The organism is Acidovorax sacchari (assembly GCF_042847045.1).
Classification (GTDB): domain Bacteria; phylum Pseudomonadota; class Gammaproteobacteria; order Burkholderiales; family Burkholderiaceae_C; genus Paracidovorax; species Paracidovorax sacchari.
In genome coordinates, this window is sequence record NZ_AP035783.1 from 2,537,088 (window position 1) to 2,559,395 (window position 22,308).

21 protein-coding genes and 1 pseudogene are annotated in these 22,308 nt (G+C 67.2%); 11 read left to right on the top strand and 11 right to left on the bottom strand.

The annotated features are described in order from the left end of the window. Positions 1–6 precede the first annotated feature (6 nt). The gene (locus ACGHC0_RS11520) at positions 7–1,236 is read right to left on the bottom strand and encodes a GNAT family N-acetyltransferase (RefSeq protein ID WP_368355336.1); all 1,230 of its coding nucleotides are present in this window, start codon (positions 1,234–1,236) and stop codon (positions 7–9) included. Between the two features lie 293 nt (positions 1,237–1,529). Here ACGHC0_RS11520 and ACGHC0_RS11525 point away from each other — a divergent pair, with 293 nt between their 5' ends. Further along, positions 1,530–3,182, top strand: a complete 1,653-nt coding sequence (locus ACGHC0_RS11525; protein ID WP_415268272.1) for an NAD+ synthase — start codon at positions 1,530–1,532, stop codon at positions 3,180–3,182. An 88-nt stretch (positions 3,183–3,270) separates the two neighbouring features. Then, complete coding sequence (locus ACGHC0_RS11530) at positions 3,271–3,609, top strand: P-II family nitrogen regulator (RefSeq protein ID WP_288535480.1); 339 nt, start codon at positions 3,271–3,273, stop codon at positions 3,607–3,609. A gap of 52 nt (positions 3,610–3,661) precedes the next feature. Here the strand turns inward: ACGHC0_RS11530 and ACGHC0_RS11535 are convergent, their stop codons facing one another. The 6 genes from ACGHC0_RS11535 to ACGHC0_RS11560 form a co-directional block, all read right to left on the bottom strand. Further along, a complete protein-coding gene (locus ACGHC0_RS11535) occupies positions 3,662–4,255 on the bottom strand; it encodes a TIGR00730 family Rossman fold protein (RefSeq protein WP_415268273.1) in 594 nt (197 codons plus the stop codon). Then, positions 4,252–4,644, bottom strand: coding sequence for a diacylglycerol kinase (locus ACGHC0_RS11540; RefSeq protein WP_368355340.1), 393 nt, complete (start codon positions 4,642–4,644; stop codon positions 4,252–4,254). Before ACGHC0_RS11540 ends, ACGHC0_RS11535 begins: the two co-directional genes overlap by 4 nt. A 99-nt stretch (positions 4,645–4,743) precedes the next feature. After that, a complete protein-coding gene (locus ACGHC0_RS11545) occupies positions 4,744–5,292 on the bottom strand; it encodes an RDD family protein (protein ID WP_368355341.1) in 549 nt (182 codons plus the stop codon). A 7-nt stretch (positions 5,293–5,299) separates the two neighbouring features. Continuing rightward, complete coding sequence (locus tag ACGHC0_RS11550) at positions 5,300–6,172, bottom strand: DUF3106 domain-containing protein (RefSeq protein ID WP_368355342.1); 873 nt, start codon at positions 6,170–6,172, stop codon at positions 5,300–5,302. A gap of 13 nt (positions 6,173–6,185) precedes the next feature. Continuing rightward, positions 6,186–6,650, bottom strand: coding sequence for a DUF3619 family protein (locus ACGHC0_RS11555; protein WP_368355343.1), 465 nt, complete (start codon positions 6,648–6,650; stop codon positions 6,186–6,188). After that, the gene (locus ACGHC0_RS11560) at positions 6,647–7,216 is read right to left on the bottom strand and encodes an RNA polymerase sigma factor (protein WP_368355344.1); all 570 of its coding nucleotides are present in this window, start codon (positions 7,214–7,216) and stop codon (positions 6,647–6,649) included. Before ACGHC0_RS11560 ends, ACGHC0_RS11555 begins: the two co-directional genes overlap by 4 nt. Before the next feature lie 292 nt (positions 7,217–7,508). On the opposite strand from ACGHC0_RS11560, the gene ACGHC0_RS11565 reads away from it, so the two are divergent. The 6 genes from ACGHC0_RS11565 (at position 7,509) to ACGHC0_RS11590 (ending at position 15,178) form a co-directional block, all read left to right on the top strand. Further along, complete coding sequence (locus tag ACGHC0_RS11565) at positions 7,509–9,314, top strand: acetolactate synthase 3 catalytic subunit (protein WP_415268274.1); 1,806 nt, start codon at positions 7,509–7,511, stop codon at positions 9,312–9,314. A gap of 138 nt (positions 9,315–9,452) precedes the next feature. Further along, positions 9,453–9,944, top strand: coding sequence for an acetolactate synthase small subunit (gene ilvN / locus ACGHC0_RS11570; protein ID WP_011796185.1), 492 nt, complete (start codon positions 9,453–9,455; stop codon positions 9,942–9,944). Positions 9,945–10,186: 242 nt separating this feature from the next. After that, the gene (gene ilvC, locus ACGHC0_RS11575; RefSeq protein ID WP_011796184.1) at positions 10,187–11,203 is read left to right on the top strand and encodes a ketol-acid reductoisomerase; all 1,017 of its coding nucleotides are present in this window, start codon (positions 10,187–10,189) and stop codon (positions 11,201–11,203) included. 192 nt (positions 11,204–11,395) lie between these two features. Then, the gene (pssA, locus tag ACGHC0_RS11580; RefSeq protein ID WP_368355346.1) at positions 11,396–12,229 is read left to right on the top strand and encodes a CDP-diacylglycerol--serine O-phosphatidyltransferase; all 834 of its coding nucleotides are present in this window, start codon (positions 11,396–11,398) and stop codon (positions 12,227–12,229) included. Between the two features lie 178 nt (positions 12,230–12,407). Continuing rightward, positions 12,408–13,946: a 2-isopropylmalate synthase gene (locus ACGHC0_RS11585; RefSeq protein ID WP_368355347.1), complete on the top strand. Its 1,539-nt coding sequence runs from the start codon at positions 12,408–12,410 to the stop codon at positions 13,944–13,946. A 116-nt stretch (positions 13,947–14,062) separates the two neighbouring features. Then, positions 14,063–15,178 carry a serine hydrolase gene (locus ACGHC0_RS11590; protein ID WP_368355348.1) on the top strand — a complete coding sequence of 372 codons (1,116 nt, stop codon included), beginning with the start codon at positions 14,063–14,065 and terminating at the stop codon, positions 15,176–15,178. 174 nt (positions 15,179–15,352) lie between these two features. Here ACGHC0_RS11590 and ACGHC0_RS11595 read toward each other — a convergent pair whose 3' ends face one another. Beyond that, positions 15,353–16,852, bottom strand: a complete 1,500-nt coding sequence (locus ACGHC0_RS11595) for a PLP-dependent aminotransferase family protein (RefSeq protein WP_415268275.1) — start codon at positions 16,850–16,852, stop codon at positions 15,353–15,355. A gap of 109 nt (positions 16,853–16,961) precedes the next feature. On the opposite strand from ACGHC0_RS11595, the gene ACGHC0_RS11600 reads away from it, so the two are divergent. From ACGHC0_RS11600 to ACGHC0_RS11610, 3 genes and pseudogenes are all read left to right on the top strand, one after another. Continuing rightward, positions 16,962–18,203, top strand: a complete 1,242-nt coding sequence (locus tag ACGHC0_RS11600) for a benzoate/H(+) symporter BenE family transporter (protein WP_415268276.1) — start codon at positions 16,962–16,964, stop codon at positions 18,201–18,203. After that, a pseudogene (locus ACGHC0_RS11605) lies at positions 18,203–18,781 on the top strand (hypothetical protein). The gene ACGHC0_RS11600 and the pseudogene ACGHC0_RS11605 overlap by 1 nt, the downstream one beginning before the upstream one ends. Further along, the gene (locus ACGHC0_RS11610) at positions 18,778–19,497 is read left to right on the top strand and encodes a glutamine amidotransferase (protein ID WP_415268277.1); all 720 of its coding nucleotides are present in this window, start codon (positions 18,778–18,780) and stop codon (positions 19,495–19,497) included. The pseudogene ACGHC0_RS11605 and the gene ACGHC0_RS11610 overlap by 4 nt, the downstream one beginning before the upstream one ends. A gap of 296 nt (positions 19,498–19,793) precedes the next feature. On the opposite strand, the gene ACGHC0_RS11615 is transcribed toward ACGHC0_RS11610, so the two are convergent. The 3 genes from ACGHC0_RS11615 to aat form a co-directional block, all read right to left on the bottom strand. Next, positions 19,794–20,606 (bottom strand): IclR family transcriptional regulator, encoded by an 813-nt coding sequence (locus ACGHC0_RS11615; RefSeq protein WP_368355353.1) that lies wholly within the window; start codon positions 20,604–20,606, stop codon positions 19,794–19,796. Between the two features lie 65 nt (positions 20,607–20,671). Next, on the bottom strand, positions 20,672–21,409 hold the full coding sequence (locus tag ACGHC0_RS11620; RefSeq protein WP_368355354.1) for an arginyltransferase: 738 nt from the start codon (positions 21,407–21,409) through the stop codon (positions 20,672–20,674). After that, entirely contained in the window at positions 21,406–22,167 is a 762-nt protein-coding gene (aat, locus tag ACGHC0_RS11625; protein WP_368355355.1) for a leucyl/phenylalanyl-tRNA--protein transferase, read from the bottom strand. Before aat ends, ACGHC0_RS11620 begins: the two co-directional genes overlap by 4 nt. Positions 22,168–22,308 lie beyond the last annotated feature (141 nt).

Genomic DNA, 22,308 nt, shown 5'->3' on the forward strand with positions numbered 1-22,308 from the left:
CATCCCTCAGTCCCGGTGCCGCGGGCCGTCCGTGGACCGGAAGGGGCTGTGCGCCTCCAGTTCCTGCAGGTAGCCCTGCACCCCCCGGCCTTCGCGGTGCAGGAAATCCTCCACCGCCGCCGCGAACCCGGGATGCGCCAGCCAGTGCGCGCTGGAGGTCGCCACCGGCATCAGCGCCCGGGCCATCTTGTGCTCGCCCTGGGCGCCACCCTCGAAACGGCCGGCGCCATGCGCGATGCACCAGGCCAGCGGCTGGTAGTAGCAGGCCTCGAAATGCAGGCAGTCCACGCGCTCCAGAGCGCCCCAGTAGCGCCCATACGCCACCAGGCGGCCGTGCGGGCCCGCGTCTTCCCCCAGTGCGACCAGGCTGCAGGCGATCGGCTCGCCATCGCGCTCCGCCACGAAGAGCAGCCAGGCCTCGGGCATGTCGCGCTCCATCCGGTGGAAGAAATCGCGCGTGAGGTACGGCGGATTGCCGTGTTCCCAATAGGTGCGCTCGTAGCAGCGGTAGAAGAAATCCCAGTCCTGGGGGGCGATGCCGCTGCCGCGTTCCCAGCGGAAGGTCACGCCGGCGTCCGCCACGCGGCGCCGTTCCTGGCGGATCTTCTTGCGCTTGTCCTGCGAGAGCGTCGCGAGGAATGCGTCGAACGTGGCGAAAGCCGCGCCCGTGGCCGGATCGGCATTGCGCCAGTGGAACTGCACCGTCTGCCGCAGCATCAGCCCCGCCGCGCGTGCGGCCTCCACGTCCTGCGGAGCGGCGAACAGCAGGTGCAGCGACGACATGCCCGCTTCCTCGCACCACTGCACCAGCGCCCGGACGAGCACCTCGCGCGCTGCTTCGTCCACCGCCAGCAGCCGTGCGCCGGGCACCGGGGTGAACGGTACCGCGACCACCGCCTTGGGGTAGTACTCCACGCCATGCCGGGCGTAGGCGTGGGCCCAGGCATGGTCGAACACATACTCTCCGTAGGAATGGGGCTTGGCGTACAGCACGCAGGCGCCCACCAGCACGCCCGACCGGTGCAGGGTGCAGAACACCGGAGACCAGCCGGATTCCGGCACCGCGCTGCCGCTGGCATGCAGCGCGGCCAGGTAGGCGTGCCGCATGAACGGCGTCGGTGCGTCCTGGGCCTGTAGCAGGGCGTCCCATTCCCGGGCATTCACGCCCTCGGGCGAACCATGGCATTGCAGGGTGTAGTCGCCGGGGGATGGCGGAAGATCGTCAGGGGCACTCACGGGGCGGTCCGAAGGTGGAAGCAGGGAAGGGCGGCCGCTGCTGCCGGGCGGCGGCCTGTGCCCATGATGGCGCAAAAACGATCTCCCCCGCCCGCCGCGGAGATGCACGATCCACTGCCCAAAAATACGGCACTGCAACAAATCTGTAATCGTCACAAGGGTTTACCCGCGTCCTACAGCGCAAGCCACGGCTTATCCACAGAGTTGTCCAGCGTACGCGGGGATAACGTGGCGCGCCGTGCGTGGCGGGTACGGATGACATAATCTCCCGAGTCCTTTCCCGCAGCCTTTCCATGCCATTCGTCATCAGCATCGCGCAATTCAACTTCATCGTCGGCGATGTCGAAGGCAATGCCCGCAAGATCATTTCCGCCGCCCAGGAGGCCCGTGCCCAGGGCGCTGCGCTGCTGCTCACCCCCGAACTGGCCCTGTGCGGCTATGCCGCCGAAGATCTCTTCCTGCGTCCCGCGTTCCTCGATGCCTGCGACCGGGCGCTGCAGGACATCGCGCAGGCCACGGCGGCATGCGGCGACCTGGCCGTGGTGGTCGGCCACCCGTGGCGCAGCGTGGCCGGCGGCGCCGAACGGTGCCACAACGCCGCCAGCGTGCTGCGCGGCGGGCGCATCGAGCAGACCTACGCCAAGCAGGAACTGCCCAACTACGCCGTGTTCGACGAGCAGCGGTATTTCGACCCGGGCACGCAATCCTGCGTGTTCGACGTGCAGGGCGTGCGCGTCGGGCTGCTGATCTGCGAGGACGCCTGGTTCCCCGGGCCGGCGGCCCGCGCCGCGCAGGCGGGCGCCCAGTTGCTCGCGACGCTGAACGCCTCTCCCTTCCACCTCGGCAAGAGCGCGGAGCGCGAGCAGATCATGCGCGAGCGGGTCGCGGAAACGGGGCTGCCCCTGGTCTATGCCCACCTGGTCGGCGGTCAGGACGAGGTGGTCTTCGAAGGCCGCTCGTTCGCGCTGGATGCCACCGGCTTCGTCGGTGTCCGCGCACCGGGCTTCACCGAGGCGCTGGTACGGGTGGTGGCGCATGCCGAAGAAGGCGTGCTCCGGTTCGAGCCCGACGTGGCCCCCATTCCCGCGCCCGAGGCCGACCTCTGGAGCGCGCTGGTGCTGGGCGTGCGCGACTACGTGGGCAAGAACGGATTCCCCGGCGTGCTGCTGGGCCTGTCCGGCGGCATCGATTCGGCGCTGGTGCTCGCCATCGCGGTGGACGCGCTCGGCGCCGACAAGGTGCGCGCAGTGATGATGCCCTCGCCCTATACGGCCGACATCAGCTGGATCGACGCGCGCGACATGGCCGAGCGGCTCGGCGTGCGCTACGACGAGATCGCCATCGCCCCGCAGTTCGAGGCCTTCAAGGCCGCGCTGGCCTCCGAATTCGCCGGGCGCGCGGAAGACGCCACCGAGGAAAACCTGCAGGCGCGCATCCGGGGCACGCTGCTCATGGCGCTGTCCAACAAGTTCGGCTCGGTCGTGCTCACCACCGGCAACAAGAGCGAAATGGCCACGGGCTATTGCACGCTCTACGGCGACATGGCCGGCGGCTTCGCGGTCATCAAGGACGTGGCCAAGACCGCCGTCTACGGCCTGGCCCGCTGGCGCAATGCGCACGATCCCTTCGGCACCGGCGCCTCGCCCATTCCCGAACGCATCATCATCCGCCCGCCGAGCGCGGAACTGCGGCCGGACCAGAAGGACCAGGACAGCCTGCCGCCCTACGACGTGCTGGACGCCATCGTCGGGCGCTACATGGAAAACGACGAGCCCATCGAGTCCATCATCGCCGCAGGCTATGCGCGCGCGGACGTCGAGCGCGTCACCCGGCTCATCCAGGTCAACGAGTACAAGCGCCGGCAGTCCCCCGTCGGCATCCGCGTCACCCGCCGCAGCTTCGGCAAGGACTGGCGCTATCCGATCACCAACCGTTTCCGGGCCTGACGGCCCGTGACCATCCGTCCGCGGCGCGGCGGCGGCCCCCAGGGCTTGCGCAGCGTCCGCCGGCACCACGTTTCGAGGAGTTCCCGCCATGAAAATGATTACCGCCGTCATCAAACCCTTCAAGCTCGAAGAGGTCCGCGAGGCGCTGGCCGAATGCGGCGTCACCGGCCTCACGGTGACGGAGGTCAAGGGTTTCGGCCGGCAGAAGGGCCACACCGAGCTCTACCGCGGGGCCGAGTACGTGGTGGACTTCCTGCCCAAGGTGAAGGTGGAGGTCGTTGTCAAGAGCGATGACGTGGACCGCTGCGTGGACGCCATCGTCAGCGCGGCGCGCACCGGGAAGATCGGCGACGGCAAGATCTTCGTGACGGAGGTCGAGCGGGTGGTACGCATCCGCACGGGCGACCTCGACGACGCAGCCGTCTGAAGCGGCGGCGCGTTCCGGGCGCGAGGGGCGCGCCGCATCGCCCCTGTTGCCCTCAGATCACCGTGCGCAGCGGTACGGAATCCATGTTGGTGCCGGCGGCCTCCACCAGCGTGCGCAGCAGGGCATCGGGGTCGGAGCCTACCGACAGCAGACCCATCTGCCAGTCGCTCATCAGGCCGCTGCGCACGCTGTGCCGCAGGAATTCGAGCAGCCCGCCGTAATATCCGTCCACGTCGAGCAGGCCCAGCGGCTTGTCGTGGTAGCCGAGCTGGCGCCAGGTCCAGACCTCGAAAAGCTCCTCGAACGTGCCGATGCCCCCGGGCAGGGCAACGAAGGCATCGCAGCGTTCGGCCATCATGGCCTTGCGCTCGTGCATGGTCTGCACGATGTGCAACTCGTCGCAGGCCTGGTTGGCCAGTTCCTTGTCCACCAGGGCCTGCGGGATGATGCCCACGACCCGCCCGCCGGCCCGGCGCGTGGCCTCGGCCATCGTGCCCATCAGCCCGCTGCGGCCACCGCCGTACACCAGTTGGCCGCCATGGTGCCCGATCCATTCGCCCACGGCGATGGCCGCATCGGTGAAGGCGGGGTTCTCGCCGGGACGCGAGCCGAGATAGACACAGATCGAAAAAGCGGGTGCGGTCATCCGTAAAACCTCTGGAACAATGCCGCGGCCCATACCGCGCCACAGAAGATCAGGCTCAGCAGCACGGCGGCGCTGCCCATGTCCTTGGCGCGCTTGGACAGCGCGTGCCATTCGGGTCCGATGCGGTCGATCGCGGCCTCGACGGCGGAATTCAGCAGTTCCGTGACGAGCACCAGGACCACGGCGCCGCACAGCAGCGCGGCCTCCACCCAGCCGCGCGCGACCCAGAAGGCCAGTGGAAGCAGGATGCAGGCCAGGATGGCCTCCAGCCGGAAGGCCTTCTCGGACCAGCCGGCCTGCAGGCCGTGGAATGAGTGGATGCCAGCGTGCCAGATGCGGCCCAGCCCACGCCGGGCCTTGTGGGGATTGTCGAAGATCGGTGCGTTCATTCGGAAAGAGCAGGAGACCGGGCAGTATCGCGGCGGGCCGTGACGGTGCCGGGACACCGGATCAGGGGCCGGCAGGCGGTGCCGGCCGGGGTTCCTCCGTCAGGCCTGCACCAGCCGGGTGCCGGCCCAGGCATCGTGCCAGAACTGGCGCTGCGGGTGGAAGCGGCTGAGGAGGGCCCAGACGGCCACCCAGCCCAGGGTGATGACGGTGATCTCCCCCGCACCCAGCCCCAGCGGGGCGACGATGGCCAGCGGAGGCAGGAACCACAGCCAGCTCAGCACGTAGCGCCAGAGCGCGCGTGCCTGAGTCACCGGGGCGCCGTGGCGGTCCCGCAGCCGGATGTGCCAGGTCTTCATGGCGAGCGTCTGGCCCTTGGCCCAGAACCAGGTGAAATAGATGCCGAAGACCACGAACAGGAATCCCATGCGCAATGCGCGGAGATCGAGCGCGTGGCGTGACTGGCTCAGCGAATCGAAGAGATAGCCGGAAATGAAGACGACCCCGAACATCAGGATGCCTTCGTACACCCAGCAGGCCATGCGCCTGCGCAGCGACGGCGCACGCAGCGGGGTGGACGAAGCAGGGCCGGCGTGGAGCGGCGCTTCGGGAAGGGGCGTTTCGAGGCTGGAGGATGTCGTGGAGGGCATCCCCGGATTATTGCGGCGCATACTGCGACTCGCTGTCCCTGGATTCCTGGGCGGAGGGTGCCGCCACGGGTGGAGAGGCCTCGGGGGCCGTGGAAAGCGGTGGCAATGGGCCCGGCACCGCGTTGGGTACCGCCACGGGCTGCGTCTCGACCACGGCCGCGGAAGCCGGAGGCACTGCGGCGGGCGCCACGATCACGGGCAGCGCCTGCATGGGGTGGGAGGCCGGCGGCGAAGGGATCTTGGGGGCGTTGGCGCGGTTCACCGCGGCGGTCGCGGCCGGCACCCGGGCCAGCTTGCGCGGGGAAATCGGGCGTATCGCGGTCGCGGCACCCGCAGGGCGGGGCGCGGCGTGGGCCGCCAGCTGCCTGCGTTCTTCCTCGCTCAGCGCCAGGTAGGCCTCCCACTGGGCGCGCTTGTCATCGACGGACAGCTTGTTCGTCAGGGCGTAGTTCAGCCGGGCCTGGCTGCGCTGCTGGCCGCTGAGGCTGGCCCAGTCGGTGATGCGGGCCTGCAGTTTCTGCTGTTCATGGGGGGAGAGATGCGGGAACGACGCGGCCAACGTCAGCCAGTGGCGCTTCTGCGCCTCGCTCATGGTGGCCCAGCGGACGCCCAGGGGGGCCAGGGCGTGCTTCTGCGCGGCAGTGAGTTCGTTCCACGACGGCCCCGTACCCGCACCGTCCGGGTCGGGGGCGGCGAAGCGGACTTCGGGGCCGCGGGCGGTGTGCTTGCTGGCCAGGGCCTCGGCCGGCAGCGGCGTGCTGGGCGCCATGCCCGCCTGCTTCCACGCCTGCCAGCCCAGCACGGACAGCGCGCCCAGCAATGCGAAAGCCAGCGCGGTGGCTGGCATCAGTCGTGGGGCGGCGAGCGAGGCTATGGGCATGCAGGAAAGGGAGTCAGCGTTTCGGGGTCTGCGCGGTGGTCTTGAGGTATTGCAGGAAGCCCGGATCGGCATAGGCGGACGGGGGGAGGTCGTCGGTGAGCAGGGCAGCGTCCACTTCCGCCACCTCGTTCATGCCTTTCTCTTCCTGGGACACGTTGATGACCACGAGGCCGACGGCCAGGGCCGTCAGGGGAATGGCGGACACCAGCGCGCGCCACCAGGTCCGGCCTTCTCCGCCCCCGCCCAGGATGGCGCTGCCCTTACTGCCGAACACGGCGGCCGCGCCCGTGGTCTGCAGCACCGGAACGGACGCCACCCGCTTGCGGCGGGAAACGGCCTGGACGCGGGCCGCCCGCAGGCGTTCCGAAATGTCGTAGGGCATGTCCGCCGTGCCCTCGGACAGGCGCGCGGTGACGCGGCGGGCGAATCGCTCCGCGCCGGCTTCCTGGACGGAAAGGGATTGGGAAGTGGAGTTCATAGTTCGATTCCTCGTGCCTTCAGTGCCTTGCTGAGGGTCTGGATGGCGCGGAAACAATGGGTTTTGACGCTGCCTTCCGAGCAGCCCATGGCCGCAGCTGTTTCCGCAACATCCATCTCTTCCCAGTAACGCATCAAAAAGGCCTCCCGTTGACGGGCGGGCAACTCCTGTATCTCGGATTCGATGTCACGGAAGACCTGGGCACGCCGCACCAGATCTTCCGCGCTCTGCGACGTCTGCCGGTCCTCGGGGCCCGAATAGGCTTCCAGCAGATCGAAATCGTCGCCGTCCTCGCCCGCTCCCTCGAAGTCGCTCATGTTCGAAAAGAGCGCATTGCGTGTCTTCTGGCGCCGGAACCAGTCCAGCGTGCAGTTGGACAGGATGCGCTGGAACAGCATGGGAAGCTCCGCCGGGGGCTTGTCCCCGTAGTGCTCGGCCAGCTTGAGCATGCTGTCCTGGACGATGTCCAATGCCGCTTCCTCGTTGCGCACATGGTAGAGCGAGCGCTTGAAGGCTCGCTTTTCCACGCTTTTGAGAAAGTCGGACAGTTCCTGTTCGGTCGCCAAGAGAGGTCGGGGCCCGGGAAGGGCAGGGGATAAGGGCCGTCCGGCGCGCAACGCGACGGCGGGTGTTCGGCATGCATTATCGCATCGGCGTGATGTTTTTTGGACCGGGCGCGGCACCGGGCAGGTCGGCAGTGCCATAATCCGCCCTGCAATTCAAAAAGGCAAACGGGTCCCGGTCCGGCGCGTCCATCATTTCGCCCATGTCCGAGGCCTCAAGTTCCACGCTGGTTCCACAAGAACCTTGCAAGGAGCACCCTAGGTTTTTCGTCAGAGAAATTCACAAAGGTTGATCATGGAAATCTCCAGGGCCGAACTCTCTTCGGCATCCACCGCCGCGCAGGCGGGCGGAACCCACGCCTCCGGCATCTCCGCTGCTCCCCAGGACCTCATGGGGGCCGAAATCCTCATCAAGGCATTGCAGGCCGAAGGCGTGCAGTACATGTGGGGCTACCCGGGCGGTGCGGTGCTCTACATCTACGACGCTCTCTACAAGCAGGACACCATCCAGCACGTGCTGGTGCGGCACGAGCAGGCTGCCGTGCACGCGGCGGACGGCTATGCGCGCGCCACCGGCGACGTGGGCGTGGCGCTGGTGACCTCCGGCCCCGGCCTCACCAACGCGGTGACCGGCATCGCGACGGCCTACATGGATTCGATTCCCATGGTCATCATCTCCGGCCAGGTGCCCACGCCGGCGATCGGCCTGGATGCCTTCCAGGAATGCGACACCGTGGGCATCACGCGCCCCATCGTCAAGCACAACTTCCTGGTCAAGGACACGCGCGACCTCGCGGACACCCTGAAGAAGGCCTTCCACATCGCCCGCACCGGCCGGCCCGGCCCGGTGGTGGTGGACATCCCGAAGGATGTCTCCTTCAAGAAGGTGCCCTACCACGGCTATCCGCAGAGCGTGGAGATGCGCTCCTACAACCCGGTCCGCCGCGGGCATGGCGGGCAGATCCGCAAGGCGCTGCAGCTGCTGCTGTCCGCCAGGCGCCCCTACATCTATACCGGCGGCGGCGTGCTGCTGGGCAACGCCACGCAGGAACTGCGCACGCTGGTGGACATGCTGGGCTACCCGGTCACCAACACGCTCATGGGCCTGGGCGCCTATCCTGCGAGTTCGCCGAAGTTCCTGGGCATGCTGGGCATGCACGGCACGATCGAGGCCAACAACGCCATGCAGAACTGTGACGTGCTGCTGGCCGTGGGTGCGCGCTTCGACGACCGCGTGATCGGCAACCCCAAGCATTTCGCGCAGAACGATCGCAAGATCATCCACGTGGATATCGACCCGTCGAGCATTTCCAAGCGCGTCAAGGTGGACGTGCCGATCGTGGGCGACGTCAAGGACGTGCTCACCGAACTGATTTCGATGATCCGCGAATCCACGGTGCGGCCCGACGCGGGAGCGCTGGCCTCCTGGTGGGACACGATCGAAGGCTGGCGCCGCCGCGACTGCCTCAAGTACGACCGGGGCAACCAGGAGGTCATCAAGCCGCAGTACGTCGTCGAGACGCTGTGGAACATGACCAGGGATGCGGACACGTACATCACGTCCGACGTCGGCCAGCACCAGATGTGGGCGGCGCAGTACTACCGCTTCGACGAGCCGCGCCGCTGGATCAATTCCGGCGGGCTGGGCACCATGGGCGTGGGAATTCCCTACGCCATGGGCATCAAGCTGGCGAAGCCGCAGAGCGAGGTGTTCTGCATCACGGGCGAAGGCTCGGTGCAGATGAACATCCAGGAGCTCTCGACCTGCCTGCAGTACAACACGCCGATCAAGATCTGCTCGCTGAACAACCGCTACCTCGGCATGGTGCGGCAGTGGCAGGAGATCGAGTATTCCGGCCGCTACAGCCACAGCTACATGGATGCGCTGCCGAACTTCGTGAAGCTCGCCGAGGCCTATGGGCACGTCGGCATGCTCATCGAGCGCCCGCAGGACGTGGAGCCCGCGCTGCGCGAGGCCCGGAAGCTCAAGGACCGGACCGTCTTCCTGGACTTCCGCACCGATCCCACCGAAAACGTGTTCCCGATGGTGCAGGCCGGCAAGGGCATCACGGAAATGCTGCTGGGCTCGGAGGACCTCTGAGCCTTTGAGCGCCGCCGGGGCCGGCTCCCGCCCTGTCGCGCCATCCTCGCGGGTGGTGCCTTTCGACGAATCTATTGTCTGCCGAGCCTGGGGCTTACCGGTCCCAGGGGAGGGCAGCGAAAAGAGGAATCTCCAGTCATGAAACACATCATTGCCGTTCTGCTCGAGAACGAGCCGGGCGCCCTGTCGCGCGTGGTGGGCCTGTTCTCCGCCCGTGGCTACAACATCGAATCCCTCACGGTGGCGCCCACCGAGGATGCGTCCCTCTCGCGGATGACCATCCAGACCACGGGCTCTGACGACGTGATCGAACAGATCACCAAGCACCTCAACCGCCTGATCGAAGTCGTGAAGGTGGTGGACCTGACCGAGGGCTCCTACACGGAGCGCGAACTCATGATGGTCAAGGTCCGGGCCGTGGGCAAGGAGCGCGAGGAGATGAAGCGCATGGCCGACATCTTCCGCGGCCGCATCATCGACGTCACCGAGAAGAGCTACACCGTGGAGCTGACCGGCGACCAGTCCAAGAACGATGCCTTCCTGCAGGCCATCGACCGCACCGCCATCCTGGAGACCGTGCGCACCGGCGCCTGCGGCATCGGGCGCGGCGAACGCATCCTCCGCGTCTGACCGTGAAGCACCCCCTGAGTCGCCTGCGGCGCCTTCTCCCTCCAGGGGGACGACGCCGGTGGCCCGGCGAAGCCGGTTCCACGGCGCCTGCTGGCGTGGCCCGCTCCGCTGCCTCCGGATTCGCGGGGCAGTGCAGGCCGCTGGCGTTGCATGCCACGCGGGGTTGCATGCGCTGAGGTTTCCTTTTCCGAGCCCTTTTTCTTTTACCGATTTCCCAACCCATTCAACCTGGAGCCCACAACATGAAAGTTTTCTACGACAAGGACTGTGACCTGAGCCTGATCAAGGGCAAGACCGTGGCCATCATCGGCTACGGCTCGCAGGGCCATGCACACGCCCAGAACCTGAACGACAGCGGCGTGAAGGTCGTGGTCGGCCTGCGCAAGGGCGGCGCGTCCTGGGACAAGGTCGGCAAGGCCGGCCTGACGGTGCTCGAAGTGAACGAGGCCGTGAAATCCGCCGATGTCGTGATGATCCTGCTGCCCGACGAGCAGATCGCCGAGGTGTACAAGAACAACGTGGAACCGAACATCAAGCAGGGCGCTTCCCTGGCGTTCGCCCACGGCTTCAACGTGCACTACAACCAGGTGGTGCCCCGCGCCGACCTGGACGTGTGGATGGTGGCGCCGAAGGCCCCCGGCCACACGGTGCGCTCCACCTACAGCCAGGGCGGCGGCGTGCCCCACCTGGTGGCCGTGCACCAGGACAAGTCCGGCAAGGCCCGTGACCTGGCCCTGTCCTATGCCATGGCCAACGGCGGCGGCAAGGCCGGCATCATCGAGACCAACTTCAAGGAAGAGACCGAGACCGACCTGTTCGGCGAGCAGGCCGTGCTGTGCGGCGGCGCGGTCGAGCTGATCAAGATGGGCTTCGAGACGCTGGTGGAAGCCGGCTACGCTCCCGAGATGGCCTACTTCGAATGCCTGCACGAGCTCAAGCTCATCGTGGACCTGATCTACGAAGGCGGCATCGCCAACATGAACTACTCGATCTCGAACAACGCCGAGTTCGGCGAGTACGTGACGGGCCCCGAGGTCATCAACGAACAGTCGCGCGCGGCCATGCGCAATGCGCTCAAGCGCATCCAGAACGGCGACTACGCGAAGATGTTCATCCAGGAAGGCCGCCTGAACTACCCGAGCATGACGGCCCGCCGCCGCAACACGGCCGACCACAAGATCGAGGTCGTGGGTGCGCAGCTGCGTGCGATGATGCCCTGGATCGCCAAGAACAAGCTCGTGGACCAGAGCCGCAACTGATCCGTGTCCGCCGTGGCGCGCGCCACGCGGTCCCTGCAAGGCCACCCGCCCGGGTGGCCTTTCTTTCTTTGCGGGCCCGGGTCCCGGGCGCTCTACACTCCACGGTTTCATTCGCCTACGCCGTATATCCCATGTCCATGAATCCACTGGTTGAACGCACCGCCGCACCTGCAGCGGCCGGAGGAGCGCCTGATGCATGACGGCAAGGACGCCGAGGGCATCCCGGGCGTGATGACGCGCAAGCGCCGCAAGGGCATCTACATCCTGCCCAATCTCTTCACGCTGGCGGCGCTGTTCGGCGGCTTCTATGCCATCGTGATGGCCATGAACGGCCGCTTCGACCTCGCCGCGGTCGGCGTGTTCTGCGCGATGGTGCTCGACAGCCTCGACGGCCGCGTGGCCCGGATGACCAATACCCAGAGCGCCTTCGGCGAGCAGATGGATTCGCTGTCCGACATGGTGTCGTTCGGGGCGGCTCCCGCGCTCATCGCCTACGAGTGGGCGCTCAAGGGCCTCGGGCGCTGGGGCTGGATCGCGGCCTTCGTCTATTGCGCGTGCGCGGCGCTGCGGCTCGCCCGCTTCAACGTCAACACCGGGGTGGTGGACAAACGGTACTTCCAGGGGCTGCCATCCCCGGCGGCGGCGGCCCTGGTGGCGGGTTTCATCTGGTTGATGACGGAGCTGGGCGTGCAGCGCGGGGCGGACACCTGGGTCGCCTGGGGCCACATCTGCTGGCTGATGTTCGGCGTCACCCTGTACGCCGGCCTGACCATGGTGACCAACGTGCCGTTCTACAGCTTCAAGGACATCCAGATGAAGCGCAGCGTGCCGTTCGCGACCATCGTGCTGATCGCGCTGGGCATCGCGGTGGTGAACATCCACCCGCCCACGGTGCTCTTCGGCGTCTTCGTGCTCTACGGTCTGAGCGGCTACGGCGTCTATGCCTGGCGCAAGGCCAAGGGCCAGCACAGCAGCGTCATCAGCATCTCCACGGACGAGCCCGACGAGCGCGGCCTGCACAAGTGACGCGGCCCGGCGCCTGCCGGGCTTGTGCTACATTGCCTGCGGAGTGCCCCCTTCCCGCGTCGAGGCACCGCAAGGCATACCGACGAAGGCCCGCATGCACATGGCAGCGGGCCTTTTTCTTGCGGGCCCCGCGCCCGGCGGGGCGGGGTGCCGGCCCACCAACGACAAGGAGCACACGATGTCCGACAAACTCATCATCTTCGACACCACCCTGCGCGACGGCGAGCAGTCGCCCGGCGCCTCGATGACCCGCGACGAGAAGCTGCGCATTGCCCGCCAGCTCGAGCGCCTCAAGGTGGACGTGATCGAGGCCGGCTTCGCCGCCAGCTCGAACGGGGATTTCGAGGCGGTGCAGGCCATCGCGCAGGCCATCAAGGATTCGACGGTGTGCTCGCTGTCCCGCGCGAACGACCGCGACATCGCGCGCGCGGCAGAGGCGCTGAAGGATGCGCAGCGCGCGCGCATCCACACCTTCATCGCCACCAGCCCGCTGCACATGGAAAAGAAGCTCCGCATGACGCCGGAGCAGGTGCTGGAGCAGGCGAAGCAGTCCGTGCGCTTCGCGCGCAATCTCGTGGCCGACATCGAATTCAGCCCGGAAGACGGCTACCGTAGCGAGCCCGACTTCCTCTGCCGCGTGCTGGAGGCCGTGATCGCCGAAGGGGCCACGACGATCAACGTCCCGGACACGGTCGGCTATGCCATTCCCGAGCTCTACGGCCATTTCATCAAGAACCTGCGCGAGCGCATTCCCAACAGCGACAAGGCCGTGTGGTCGGTGCATTGCCACAACGACCTCGGCATGGCGGTGGCCAACTCCCTGGCCGGCGTGAAGATCGGCGGTGCGCGCCAGGTCGAATGCACCATCAACGGCCTGGGCGAGCGGGCGGGGAACTGCTCGCTGGAGGAGATCGTCATGGCCGTGAAGACGCGGCGTGACTACTTCGGCCTGGAGCTGGGCATCGATACGCAGCACATCGTGGCCGCGAGCCGGATGGTGAGCCAGACCACGGGCTTCGTCGTGCAGCCGAACAAGGCCGTGGTGGGCGCCAACGCGTTCGCCCATGCCAGCGGCATCCACCAGGACGGCGTGCTCAAGGCCCGCGATACCTACGAGATCATGCGGGCCGAGGACGTCGGCTGGACCGCCAACAAGATCGTGCTGGGCAAGCTGAGCGGGCGCAACGCGTTCAAGCAGCGGCTGCAGGACCTGGGCGTGCAGCTGGAGAGCGAGGCGGACGTGAATGCCGCCTTCCTGCGCTTCAAGGAGCTCGCGGACCGCAAGAGCGAGATCTTCGACGAGGACATCCTCGCGCTGGTCAGCGGCGATGCCACGGCCGGCGCCGGCGAGCGCTACGGCTTCGTATCCCTGTCGCAGCGCAGCGAGACCGGGGAAAGGCCCCATGCCGCGGTGGTCTTCACCGTGGATGGCAAGGAAGTGCACGGCGCATCGGAGGGCAACGGCCCGGTCGATGCATCGCTCAAGGCCATCGAGTCGCACGTCAACAGCGGCGCCGAGATGGTGCTGTACTCGGTGAACGCGATCAGCGGCTCCACCGAGAGCCAGGGCGAGGTGACGGTGCGCCTGCAGGACAGCGGACGGGTCGTCAACGGGGTGGGCGCGGACCCGGACATCGTCGTCGCGTCAGCCAAGGCGTACCTGAGCGCGTTGAACAAATTGCAAAGCAAAGCCGAACGCGTGGCTGCGCAAGGCTGAAACTGGAATTTATAATTCAGCCACTTCATTGAGAAGGTCGCGCAAGATATTGATCTTGCGCGACTTTTTTTGCTCACATACACTGTCATACAATTTTTTGCCGCTTGGAGCATCTGATGCAAGAACGCTGCCGCATCGTCCCCCGGCTCATCCATGCGCTGGCCTTTTGCGCATTGAGCCTTGCACTGGCCGTTCCTGGAGCGCACGCGGCCGAGCGCAAGAAAGCGGGAGCGAAGAAGCCGGCCGCCACGGCCGCCGCCAAGCAGCAGCGCACGGCATCGCGGTCCACCAAGGCCGTGCCCCGCAAGGCCGTGACGCGGGTCAAGGCCACGCGCTCCGTTGCCAGCAGTGCCCGGCTCGCCCCCCGCGTGGCGGCCGTGGTGCCGGAACGCCAGTCCTTCGGCCAGGTCGCCGGACTGCATTCGGTGGCCGATCCCCTCGACCTGAAGTCCAGCGTGGCGCTGGTGATCGACCAGGACACCCAGGAGGTGCTGCTCAGCAAGAACGACCATGCGGTGCTGCCCATCGCTTCGCTCACCAAGCTCATGACGGGCCTGCTGATCTCCGAAGCCAAGCTGCCCATGGATGAGCCGATCACGGTCACCCAGGACGACGTCGATACCGAGAAGTTCAGCAGCTCCCGCCTGGCCGTGGGCACCACGCTCACGCGCGGAGAGATGTTGCACCTGGCTTTGATGTCCAGCGAGAACCGCGCCGCCCATGCCCTGGGCCGTACGTTCCCCGGCGGCCTGGAGGCTTTCGTGGCCCGCATGAATGCGAAGGCCCGCCTGATCGGCATGACGGAAACCCGCTACGTGGAGCCCACGGGGCTGTCCAGCCACAACCAGTCGAGCGCGCGCGATCTCGCCACGCTGGTGAATGTCGCCCATTCCGATCCGCTGCTGCGTGAACTGACCACGTCGCCGGGCTACGAGGTGGCAGTGGGCCGCAGAACGCTGCACTTCAACAACACCAACCGCCTGGTGAAGAATCCCGCGTGGGACATCGGCCTGCAGAAGACGGGCTACATCTCCGAGGCGGGCCGCTGCCTCGTGATGCAGGCCCATATCGCGGGCCGCAAGCTCATCATGGTGTTCCTGGATTCCGCCGGCAAGTTCAGCCGCCTGGGCGATGCCGAGCGCGTGCGCCACTGGGTGGAGAAGCTGCCGTCGCTCGGCTCCGCCAGCACGCTCCATGCATCGGGCGGCACGGCGAGCGCGAAGCTGGACTGACATCCACGGGGATTCCCTCGCACGGCGGGAATCCTTGCATACCGGGCCATGCGCTGAACGGCGCATGGCCTTTTTTCATTTCACCATCGGTACGCATGAATGCGATACCTCGAGCCCGTTTCCAGCGGCGCTCGGGATCGCCGAGAAGCGGTTCTCCGGGAAGGAGTGCCGACATCAACGGCACAGCGCACGCAGCACGCTTGCCAGTTCTTTGACGGCAACATCCAGCTCGTGCGGGGCGTGGGCGGCGAATCCCATGAGGAAGCCTGCCTCGTGCCTGCTCGACGCATGCAGCGTCGTCAGCCCCAGCAAGTCGATGCCGGCCCGGCGGGCGGATTCCACGGCCTCGCGTTCGGGGATGTGGCGGATGAAAACACAGGGCATTTGCATGCCCCCGGCAGGCACCCGGGGTTCCACGAATTCGGCCAGGTGCTGGCGCACCAGTCGTGCCAGCACGTCGCGCCGTTCGGCATAGACGGCACGCATGGTGCGCACGTGGGCGCCAAAGTGGCCGCCTTCGATGAAACGCGCCAGCGTGAGTTGTGGAATCGGTGCGCTGTGCCCGTCCAGCAAGGTGCGGGCCACGGTCATGGGCGCCACCAGTTGCGGCGGCAGCACCATGTAGCCGATGCGCAGGCCAGGAAACAGCGATTTGGTGAAGGTGCCGATGTAGATCGTCCGTTCATCGGGATCGAGCCCCTGCACACATGCCGTGGGCTTGCCCGCGTAGTGGAACTCGCTGTCGTAGTCGTCCTCGATGATCCAGCCCTGGCGCTGTCTGGCCCATTCGATGACGGCCAGACGCCGATCCAGCGACAGCGTCGCGCCCGTGGGAAACTGGTGCGATGGCGTCAGGAACACCGCCCTGGCCGCCTCGCCTGGCGCCTCGCTCGCCTCAGTCAAATACTCCGCCCGCAGGCCGTCGGCATCCAATGGCACGGGCACGCACTCCAGCCCGGCAGCGTCGAACGCCTTGCGGGCGCCGTGATAAGCAGGGTCTTCGATGAAGATGCGGTCGCCAGCATCGAGCAGCACAGTGGCGCACAGTGCCAAGGCTTGCTGGGAACTGGTCAGCACCAACACACGCTCGGGTGTGGCGCGCGCGCCCCGTTCGAGATTGACGTAATCGGCGATGGCCCGGCGCAGCGGCTCCATGCCCTGCGGCGGGCTGTGCAGTAACGCCAGCGTGCCGTATTCCTTCAGCACCTGCCGTTCCAGTCGCTCCCAGGTTTGCAGCGGAAAACTGCGTGTCTCGGGCACACCAGGGGCGAACGGGCGCGGCGTCAGAAAGTCACGCACGCCGCCGCTCTGGAACATGGCGCTGCCGCGCTGGCTGAGGCGCAGCGTCGCCCTGCCTTCCACGCTGGTCCGCCGGGGCTTGCCGCGCCCCGGCAGACGCTGGGCCCGTTCCGACACAAAGCTGCCGCTGCCCACACGCCGTTCGATGAAGCCTTCCGCATGCAACTGGCTGTAGGCCGACTCGACCGTATCGCGGGACACCCCCAGCGACTTCGCCAAGGCGCGTGACGCGGGCAATGGCCTGCCCACGTCCAGCGCGCCATCGAGGATCAATTGGCGAATGGCCCGCTGCACCCGCGCGTGCAGCGGCAATGCGCCATGCGCCGGGTCACCGACCCACGCTTTGACGGATTCGAGTTGAGCGTGCTTGAACAATTGGCCGGTATGTCCACCAAAAAGTGGTGGGGAATATCCGTCCATTCTAAAACTATAAATACATCTCGCAACGTGTTCATTCCCCCGTGTCAGGAGCCGGTTTCAGGCCATGTCATCCATCCCTTCGCATTCATCCGTTCGCTGGAACGATCTCACCCATCCCGTCGTGGCCGGCCTGATCTCGGTCATCGTCAACTACGGCGGCACATTCATCCTGGTGTTCCAGGCCGCCAAGGTCGCGGGCCTCGGCCCGGAACTGACGGCCTCCTGGGTGTGGTCGATTTCCATCGGGGTGGGCGTGACGGGGATCATCCTGAGCTGGGTGTCCCGCGAGCCGATCATCACCGCGTGGTCCACGCCGGCGGCTGCGTTTCTCGTCACCGCGCTGGCGACCACGCCGTACGCCGAAGCCGTCGGGGCCTACCTGATCTCGGCCGCCGCTTTTGTGGCGCTGGGGCTGTCGGGTTGGTTCGAGCGCGTCATTCGCCTGATCCCGCAGGGCGTGGCTGCCGGGCTGTTGGCCGGCATCCTGCTGCCGTTTGGCATCAGGGCTTTCGGCGGCATGAGCATCGACCCACTGCTGGCCGGATGGCTGATCCTCGCCTACGTGGTGTTCAAGCGGTTCTCCGCACGCTATGCGGTGGTGGGAATCCTGGTACTGGGGCTGGCCTTCCTCCTGATTCAGGATCGGGTCGATCTTTCGGGGCTGCAACTGAAGCTGGCCACGCCGGTTTTCACCATGCCCGCCTTCTCGCCCAACGCCTTGTTGAGCGTGGCGCTGCCGCTGTTCCTGATCACCCTGACCGGCCAGTACATGCCCGGCATGCTGGTACTGCGCAATGACGGCTTCAGGACCAGTGCCAGCCCCATCCTGACCATCACAGGGCTGGGCTCGTTGCTGATGGCATCGTTTGGTTCGCACGCCTTCAACATCGCTGCCATCACGGCGGCCATCGCCACGGGCCGGGAGGCGCACGAAGACCCATCCAGGCGCTGGATCGCGGGCATCGCCGCAGGCGTGTGCTACATCCTCGTGGGCGTGTTCGGGGTGACGCTGGCCGCCGTCTTCATGGCTTTCCCGGCCACCTTCATTACCACGCTGGCGGGGCTGGCACTGCTGGGCACCATCGGCGGCAGCCTGGCCACCGCCCTGGCCGACGCGAAGACGCGCGAAGCCTCTTTGATGACCTTCCTGGCGGCAGCCGCCAACATCAACCTGCTGGGTATCGGCGGTGCCTTCTGGGGGCTGGTGATCGGACTGCTCGCCCATGCGGTCCTGAATGGCCGTTTGCCGCACAAGGCATCCACGCCCGCCATGGCCCCCGCGCCGATCAGCAGGGGGACGAACTGATGCCAATGCCATTCGACACGCAGACCGGCCACGACCAGCACGGCCGCTATCCCGAGGCCGCCACTGTCGAGGACTTCCGGCGCAACCTGGAGGCGGTGCAGGCGCGCATTGCGGCCGCCTGCCGCCGGGCGGGACGTGATGCCGCGACGGTGCGCCTGCTGCCGGTCAGCAAGACCAGGCCCGAGGCCAGCCTGCGCCTCGCGCACGCGGCAGGCTGCCGGATGCTGGGCGAGAACAAGCCGCAGGAAGCCCACCGGAAATGGGAGGCCATGCAGGATCTGGCCGACCTGCAATGGTCGGTCATCGGCCACCTGCAAACCAACAAGGCCAGGCTGGTGGCACGCTTTGCCCACGAATCTTCGTGCTGCTGCGCACCTTGCGCGACCGGTTGCGCCAGAGCGCACCCGCAGGCATCGGGCTGGATGGGGCTGTCCATGGGCATGTCCGGCGACTTCGAGATCGCCATCGAGGAAGGTGCCACCGTGGTGCGCATCGGCCAGGCCATCTTTGGCGCACGCGCCACGCCAGACGGCCACTACTGGCCCGGCGAACCCGGCACAGAGGTGCCGTCCTCATGAAAACCGCCATTGCCATCCGCCATCTGCACTTTGAAGACCTTGGCACGCTGGAGCCGCTGCTGGCGGCGCGCGGGTATGCCGTGCGCTACCTGGATGCCACGACCGCAGACTGGCGCACCGTCGATGCGGCAGCGGCCGATCTGCTGGTGGTGCTGGGCGGTCCGATAGGCGCCTTCGACGACGCGCTCTATCCCTTTCTCGCCGACGAACTGGCCGTGATTTCCGAGCGGCTGCAATGCCGGCGCCCGCTGCTGGGCATGTGCCTGGGCGCGCAACTGATCGCCCGTGCACTCGGCGCGGATGTCAGCGGCTTGGGGGGCAGGGAAATCGGCTTCGCGCCGCTGGCGTTGACTCTGGCAGGCGAGGCGTCACCGCTGGCGGCGCTGGGCGAGGTGCCGGTGCTGCACTGGCATGGCGACCGCTTCGAGATTCCCGCCGGGGCCACGCGGCTGGCGGGCACGCCTGTTTGCGACAACCAGGCGTTCGGCGTGGGGCACCATGTGCTGGCGCTGCAGTGCCATCTGGAGGCGGACCCGCGCCACATCGAGCGCTGGCTGGTCGGCCATGCCTGCGAACTGGCTCAGGCCGGCATCGACCCACGCACATTGCGCGCCGAAGCACGAGCCCTGCAATCCGGTTTGCCGCTGGCGGCACGAGGGGTGTTTGCTTCCTGGCTGGACGGGATCGAGGCAGCTCCACCGAGAGGGGTGGGATGAACGATTCAACAAAACCGAAGACAGGACTTTTTCCCCCATGTACGACACATCTCTCACACCGATGGACTTCGATCCCGAGCTGGCGCAAGCCCTGCAGATCGCTGTGCGACGTGCCGGATGCGCTGGAGGCAGGTGGCGATGTGCTGATGACAGCGCGGGATCAAGTGATGGATTTGTGCCATCGCCATCCCGTGTACCGATAGCGTCATCCGCATGCTTCCGGCCGTGGCTGGCTCCGATGGCATCGAGCGCCGCCACAAGCTGCTGCTGATGTCCGGTGAGTTTCCGGCGCCGTGCTACCGGTGGGTCGAGCCCGCGTCCTTCTTGGCCCGGCCGCGGTCATAGCCCAGTGCGGCGGAGATCTCGTCGGCAGTGGCCTGCAGCTTGGGCAGCCAGTTTTCGTCCAGGCGGTCGGCCGGGGCCGAGATCGACAGGCCTGCGACGAGCTGGCCCTGGTCGTCGAACACACCGGCCGCCATGCAGCGCACGCCCAGTTCCAGTTCCTCGTTGTCGCGGGCGATGCCGTGCTGCCGGGCCTGGCCCAGTTCACGTTCCAGCGCCGGCAGCTGGGTGATGCTGTTGCGCGTATGGCCTGCCAGCCCGGTGCGCACGGCATAGGCGCGCACGCGTTGCGGGTCGTCCACCGCCAGGAACAGCTTGCCGGTGGAGGTCAGGTGCAGGGGCGCGCGGCCGCCGATGGCGCGGACCACCTGCATGCCGGAGCGCTCGCTGTACGCACGCTCGACATAGACGATTTCGTCGCCCTGGCGCATGCTGAGGTTGACGGGCTGCTGGGTCAGCTTGTGCAGGCTGCGCATGGGCAGGAGCGCGGCGTCCCGCACGCTGAGCCGGGCCTTGACGAGGTTGCCCAGTTCCAGGAGCCGCATGCCGAGCCGGTAACTGCCCGATTCGGGCCGGTCCACGAAGCGGCCGAGGGTCAGGTCGTTGAGGATGCGGTGCGCGGTGGAGGGGTGCAGCCCCGTCTTCTCGCTGATTTCCTTCAGGGGAATGGCTTCTTCCCGCGAGGCGAGCACGTCGATGAGGGTGAACATGCGCTCCAGCACCTGCACACTGGGTTTGGAGGAGGCGCCTGCGTCGTCTTTTTTCATGGTTCTCGGCCAAGGCAATGTGCGGGAATTTTATCTTATGAAAAACCCGGCCGTGGCGTGGAGGCTCAGCCGCCGCGCTGCCACTCGCCGTGCACCCGCAGTTCGTGCGGGTGGAAGCGTGACTTGTAGTTCATCTTGGCGCTCTCGGCGATCCAGTACCCCAGGTAGACGTGCGCCAGGCCGAGCGTGCGGGCCTGCTCGATCTGCCAGAGCACGTTGAACGTGCCGTAGCTGCAGTCCGGATCGGGGTCGTAGAAGGTATAGACGGCCGAAAGGCCATCGTCCAGCACGTCGAGGATGGACACCATGCGCAGGGTGCCGGTCTCGCCGTCGGGCGCCGGATCGCGGAATTCGACGAGGCGCGAATTCACGCGGCTCTGCAGCAGGAACTGCGTGTACTGGTCGATGCTGTCGTGGTCCATGCCGCCGCCGGAATGGCGGGCGCGCTGGTAGTGGAGGTAGAGCTGGTAGTGCTCCGGTTCGTAGCACAGCCGCAGCACGCGGGTCTGGAGGGCGCTGTGCTGCTTCCACGCCCGGCGCTGGCTGCGGTCGGGCCGGAATTCGGCCGCCAGTACACGCAGCGGCGTGCAGGCCTGGCAGCCGTCGCAATAGGGGCGGTAGGTGAACATGCCGCTGCGGCGGAATCCGCGCGCCACCAGGTCGGAATACACATCGCTCTGGATCAGGTGGCTGGGCGTGGCGACCTGGGACCGGGCCTGCCGGTCCGGCAGGTAGCTGCACGGGTAGGGCGCCGTCGCGTAGAACTGCAGGGTCTGCAGCGGAAGGTCGTTGAGTTGCGTCATTGCGGGCCGGGCGAGGGGGGCAGCAATGCGTCCCAGTATAAGGAATCGAACCGCCAGGTGATGGGTGCCAGTGCGGTGGCGGCGTGCACGTTGCGCAGAAAGTGCTCGCGCGGGATTTCCCGGGCGCCCAGCGAGGCGAGGTGGGCGGTGTTCTGCTGGCAGTCGATCCATTCCGCCCCGTGGCGGCGGCACAGGCAGACGAGCGCCGCCAGGGCGATCTTCGAGGCATCGGTCGCATGGGCGAACATGGACTCGCCGAAGACCGCCCGGCCGATGCCGATGCAGTAGAGGCCGCCCACCAGCCGGCCATCCTGCCAGGTCTCGATGCTGTGGGCGTGGCCAGCGCGGTGGAACTCCTCGTAGGCGGCGATCATGTCCGGCACGATCCAGGTGCCGTGCTGCCCGCCGCGCGGCGTCTGCGCGCAGGCGCGGATCACGTCCGGGAAGCTGTGGTCCACGCGGATCTCGCAGCCGGGGGTGGTGCGGAAGCGCTGCAGGGTGCGCCGCAGCGACCGGTGCAGGCGGAACGACTCCACCGCGAGGACCATGCGCGGGTCCGGGCTCCACCAGAGGATGGGCTGCCCTGCGCTGAACCACGGGAAGATGCCCTGGGCATAGGCCTGGCGAAGGTGTGCCGTATCGAGCGCCCCGCCGGCCGCGAGCAGGCCGGGGGCCGGATCCCTTGGGCCCCAGGCGCGGGCGACAGGTGGAAAGGGGTCGTCGGGTTCGAGCCAGGCGAGCGGGGCGGGCGAGGGCATGGCGTGCAGATGGGCGGGCGGAATGGCAGAGTGCCATTGTGCGCCCCGGCGGCAGGTCGCGCCGTGGACTGCCGGATGCAGGGGAGGCCGGGGGGAGCGCGTTGGTGCGGAAAATAAAAAGGCCACCCCTGGGGGTGGCCT

What these genes read in the sequence shown, in the direction of transcription:
- ilvN (WP_011796185.1), top strand. Translation starts at nt 9,453, where the DNA reads ATGAAACACATCATTGCCGTTCTGCTCGAGAACGAGCCGGGCGCCCTG.
- ACGHC0_RS11550 (WP_368355342.1), bottom strand. Translation starts at nt 6,172, where the DNA reads ATGCCCATAGCCTCGCTCGCCGCCCCACGACTGATGCCAGCCACCGCG.
- ACGHC0_RS11620 (WP_368355354.1), bottom strand. Translation starts at nt 21,409, where the DNA reads ATGACGCAACTCAACGACCTTCCGCTGCAGACCCTGCAGTTCTACGCG.
- ilvC (WP_011796184.1), top strand. Translation starts at nt 10,187, where the DNA reads ATGAAAGTTTTCTACGACAAGGACTGTGACCTGAGCCTGATCAAGGGC.
- ACGHC0_RS11585 (WP_368355347.1), top strand. Translation starts at nt 12,408, where the DNA reads ATGTCCGACAAACTCATCATCTTCGACACCACCCTGCGCGACGGCGAG.
- pssA (WP_368355346.1), top strand. Translation starts at nt 11,396, where the DNA reads ATGCATGACGGCAAGGACGCCGAGGGCATCCCGGGCGTGATGACGCGC.
- ACGHC0_RS11565 (WP_415268274.1), top strand. Translation starts at nt 7,509, where the DNA reads ATGGAAATCTCCAGGGCCGAACTCTCTTCGGCATCCACCGCCGCGCAG.
- aat (WP_368355355.1), bottom strand. Translation starts at nt 22,167, where the DNA reads ATGCCCTCGCCCGCCCCGCTCGCCTGGCTCGAACCCGACGACCCCTTT.
- ACGHC0_RS11540 (WP_368355340.1), bottom strand. Translation starts at nt 4,644, where the DNA reads ATGAACGCACCGATCTTCGACAATCCCCACAAGGCCCGGCGTGGGCTG.
- ACGHC0_RS11535 (WP_415268273.1), bottom strand. Translation starts at nt 4,255, where the DNA reads ATGACCGCACCCGCTTTTTCGATCTGTGTCTATCTCGGCTCGCGTCCC.
- ACGHC0_RS11610 (WP_415268277.1), top strand. Translation starts at nt 18,778, where the DNA reads ATGAAAACCGCCATTGCCATCCGCCATCTGCACTTTGAAGACCTTGGC.
- ACGHC0_RS11545 (WP_368355341.1), bottom strand. Translation starts at nt 5,292, where the DNA reads ATGCCCTCCACGACATCCTCCAGCCTCGAAACGCCCCTTCCCGAAGCG.
- ACGHC0_RS11600 (WP_415268276.1), top strand. Translation starts at nt 16,962, where the DNA reads ATGTCATCCATCCCTTCGCATTCATCCGTTCGCTGGAACGATCTCACC.
- ACGHC0_RS11525 (WP_415268272.1), top strand. Translation starts at nt 1,530, where the DNA reads ATGCCATTCGTCATCAGCATCGCGCAATTCAACTTCATCGTCGGCGAT.
- ACGHC0_RS11530 (WP_288535480.1), top strand. Translation starts at nt 3,271, where the DNA reads ATGAAAATGATTACCGCCGTCATCAAACCCTTCAAGCTCGAAGAGGTC.
- ACGHC0_RS11590 (WP_368355348.1), top strand. Translation starts at nt 14,063, where the DNA reads ATGCAAGAACGCTGCCGCATCGTCCCCCGGCTCATCCATGCGCTGGCC.
- ACGHC0_RS11615 (WP_368355353.1), bottom strand. Translation starts at nt 20,606, where the DNA reads ATGAAAAAAGACGACGCAGGCGCCTCCTCCAAACCCAGTGTGCAGGTG.
- ACGHC0_RS11555 (WP_368355343.1), bottom strand. Translation starts at nt 6,650, where the DNA reads ATGAACTCCACTTCCCAATCCCTTTCCGTCCAGGAAGCCGGCGCGGAG.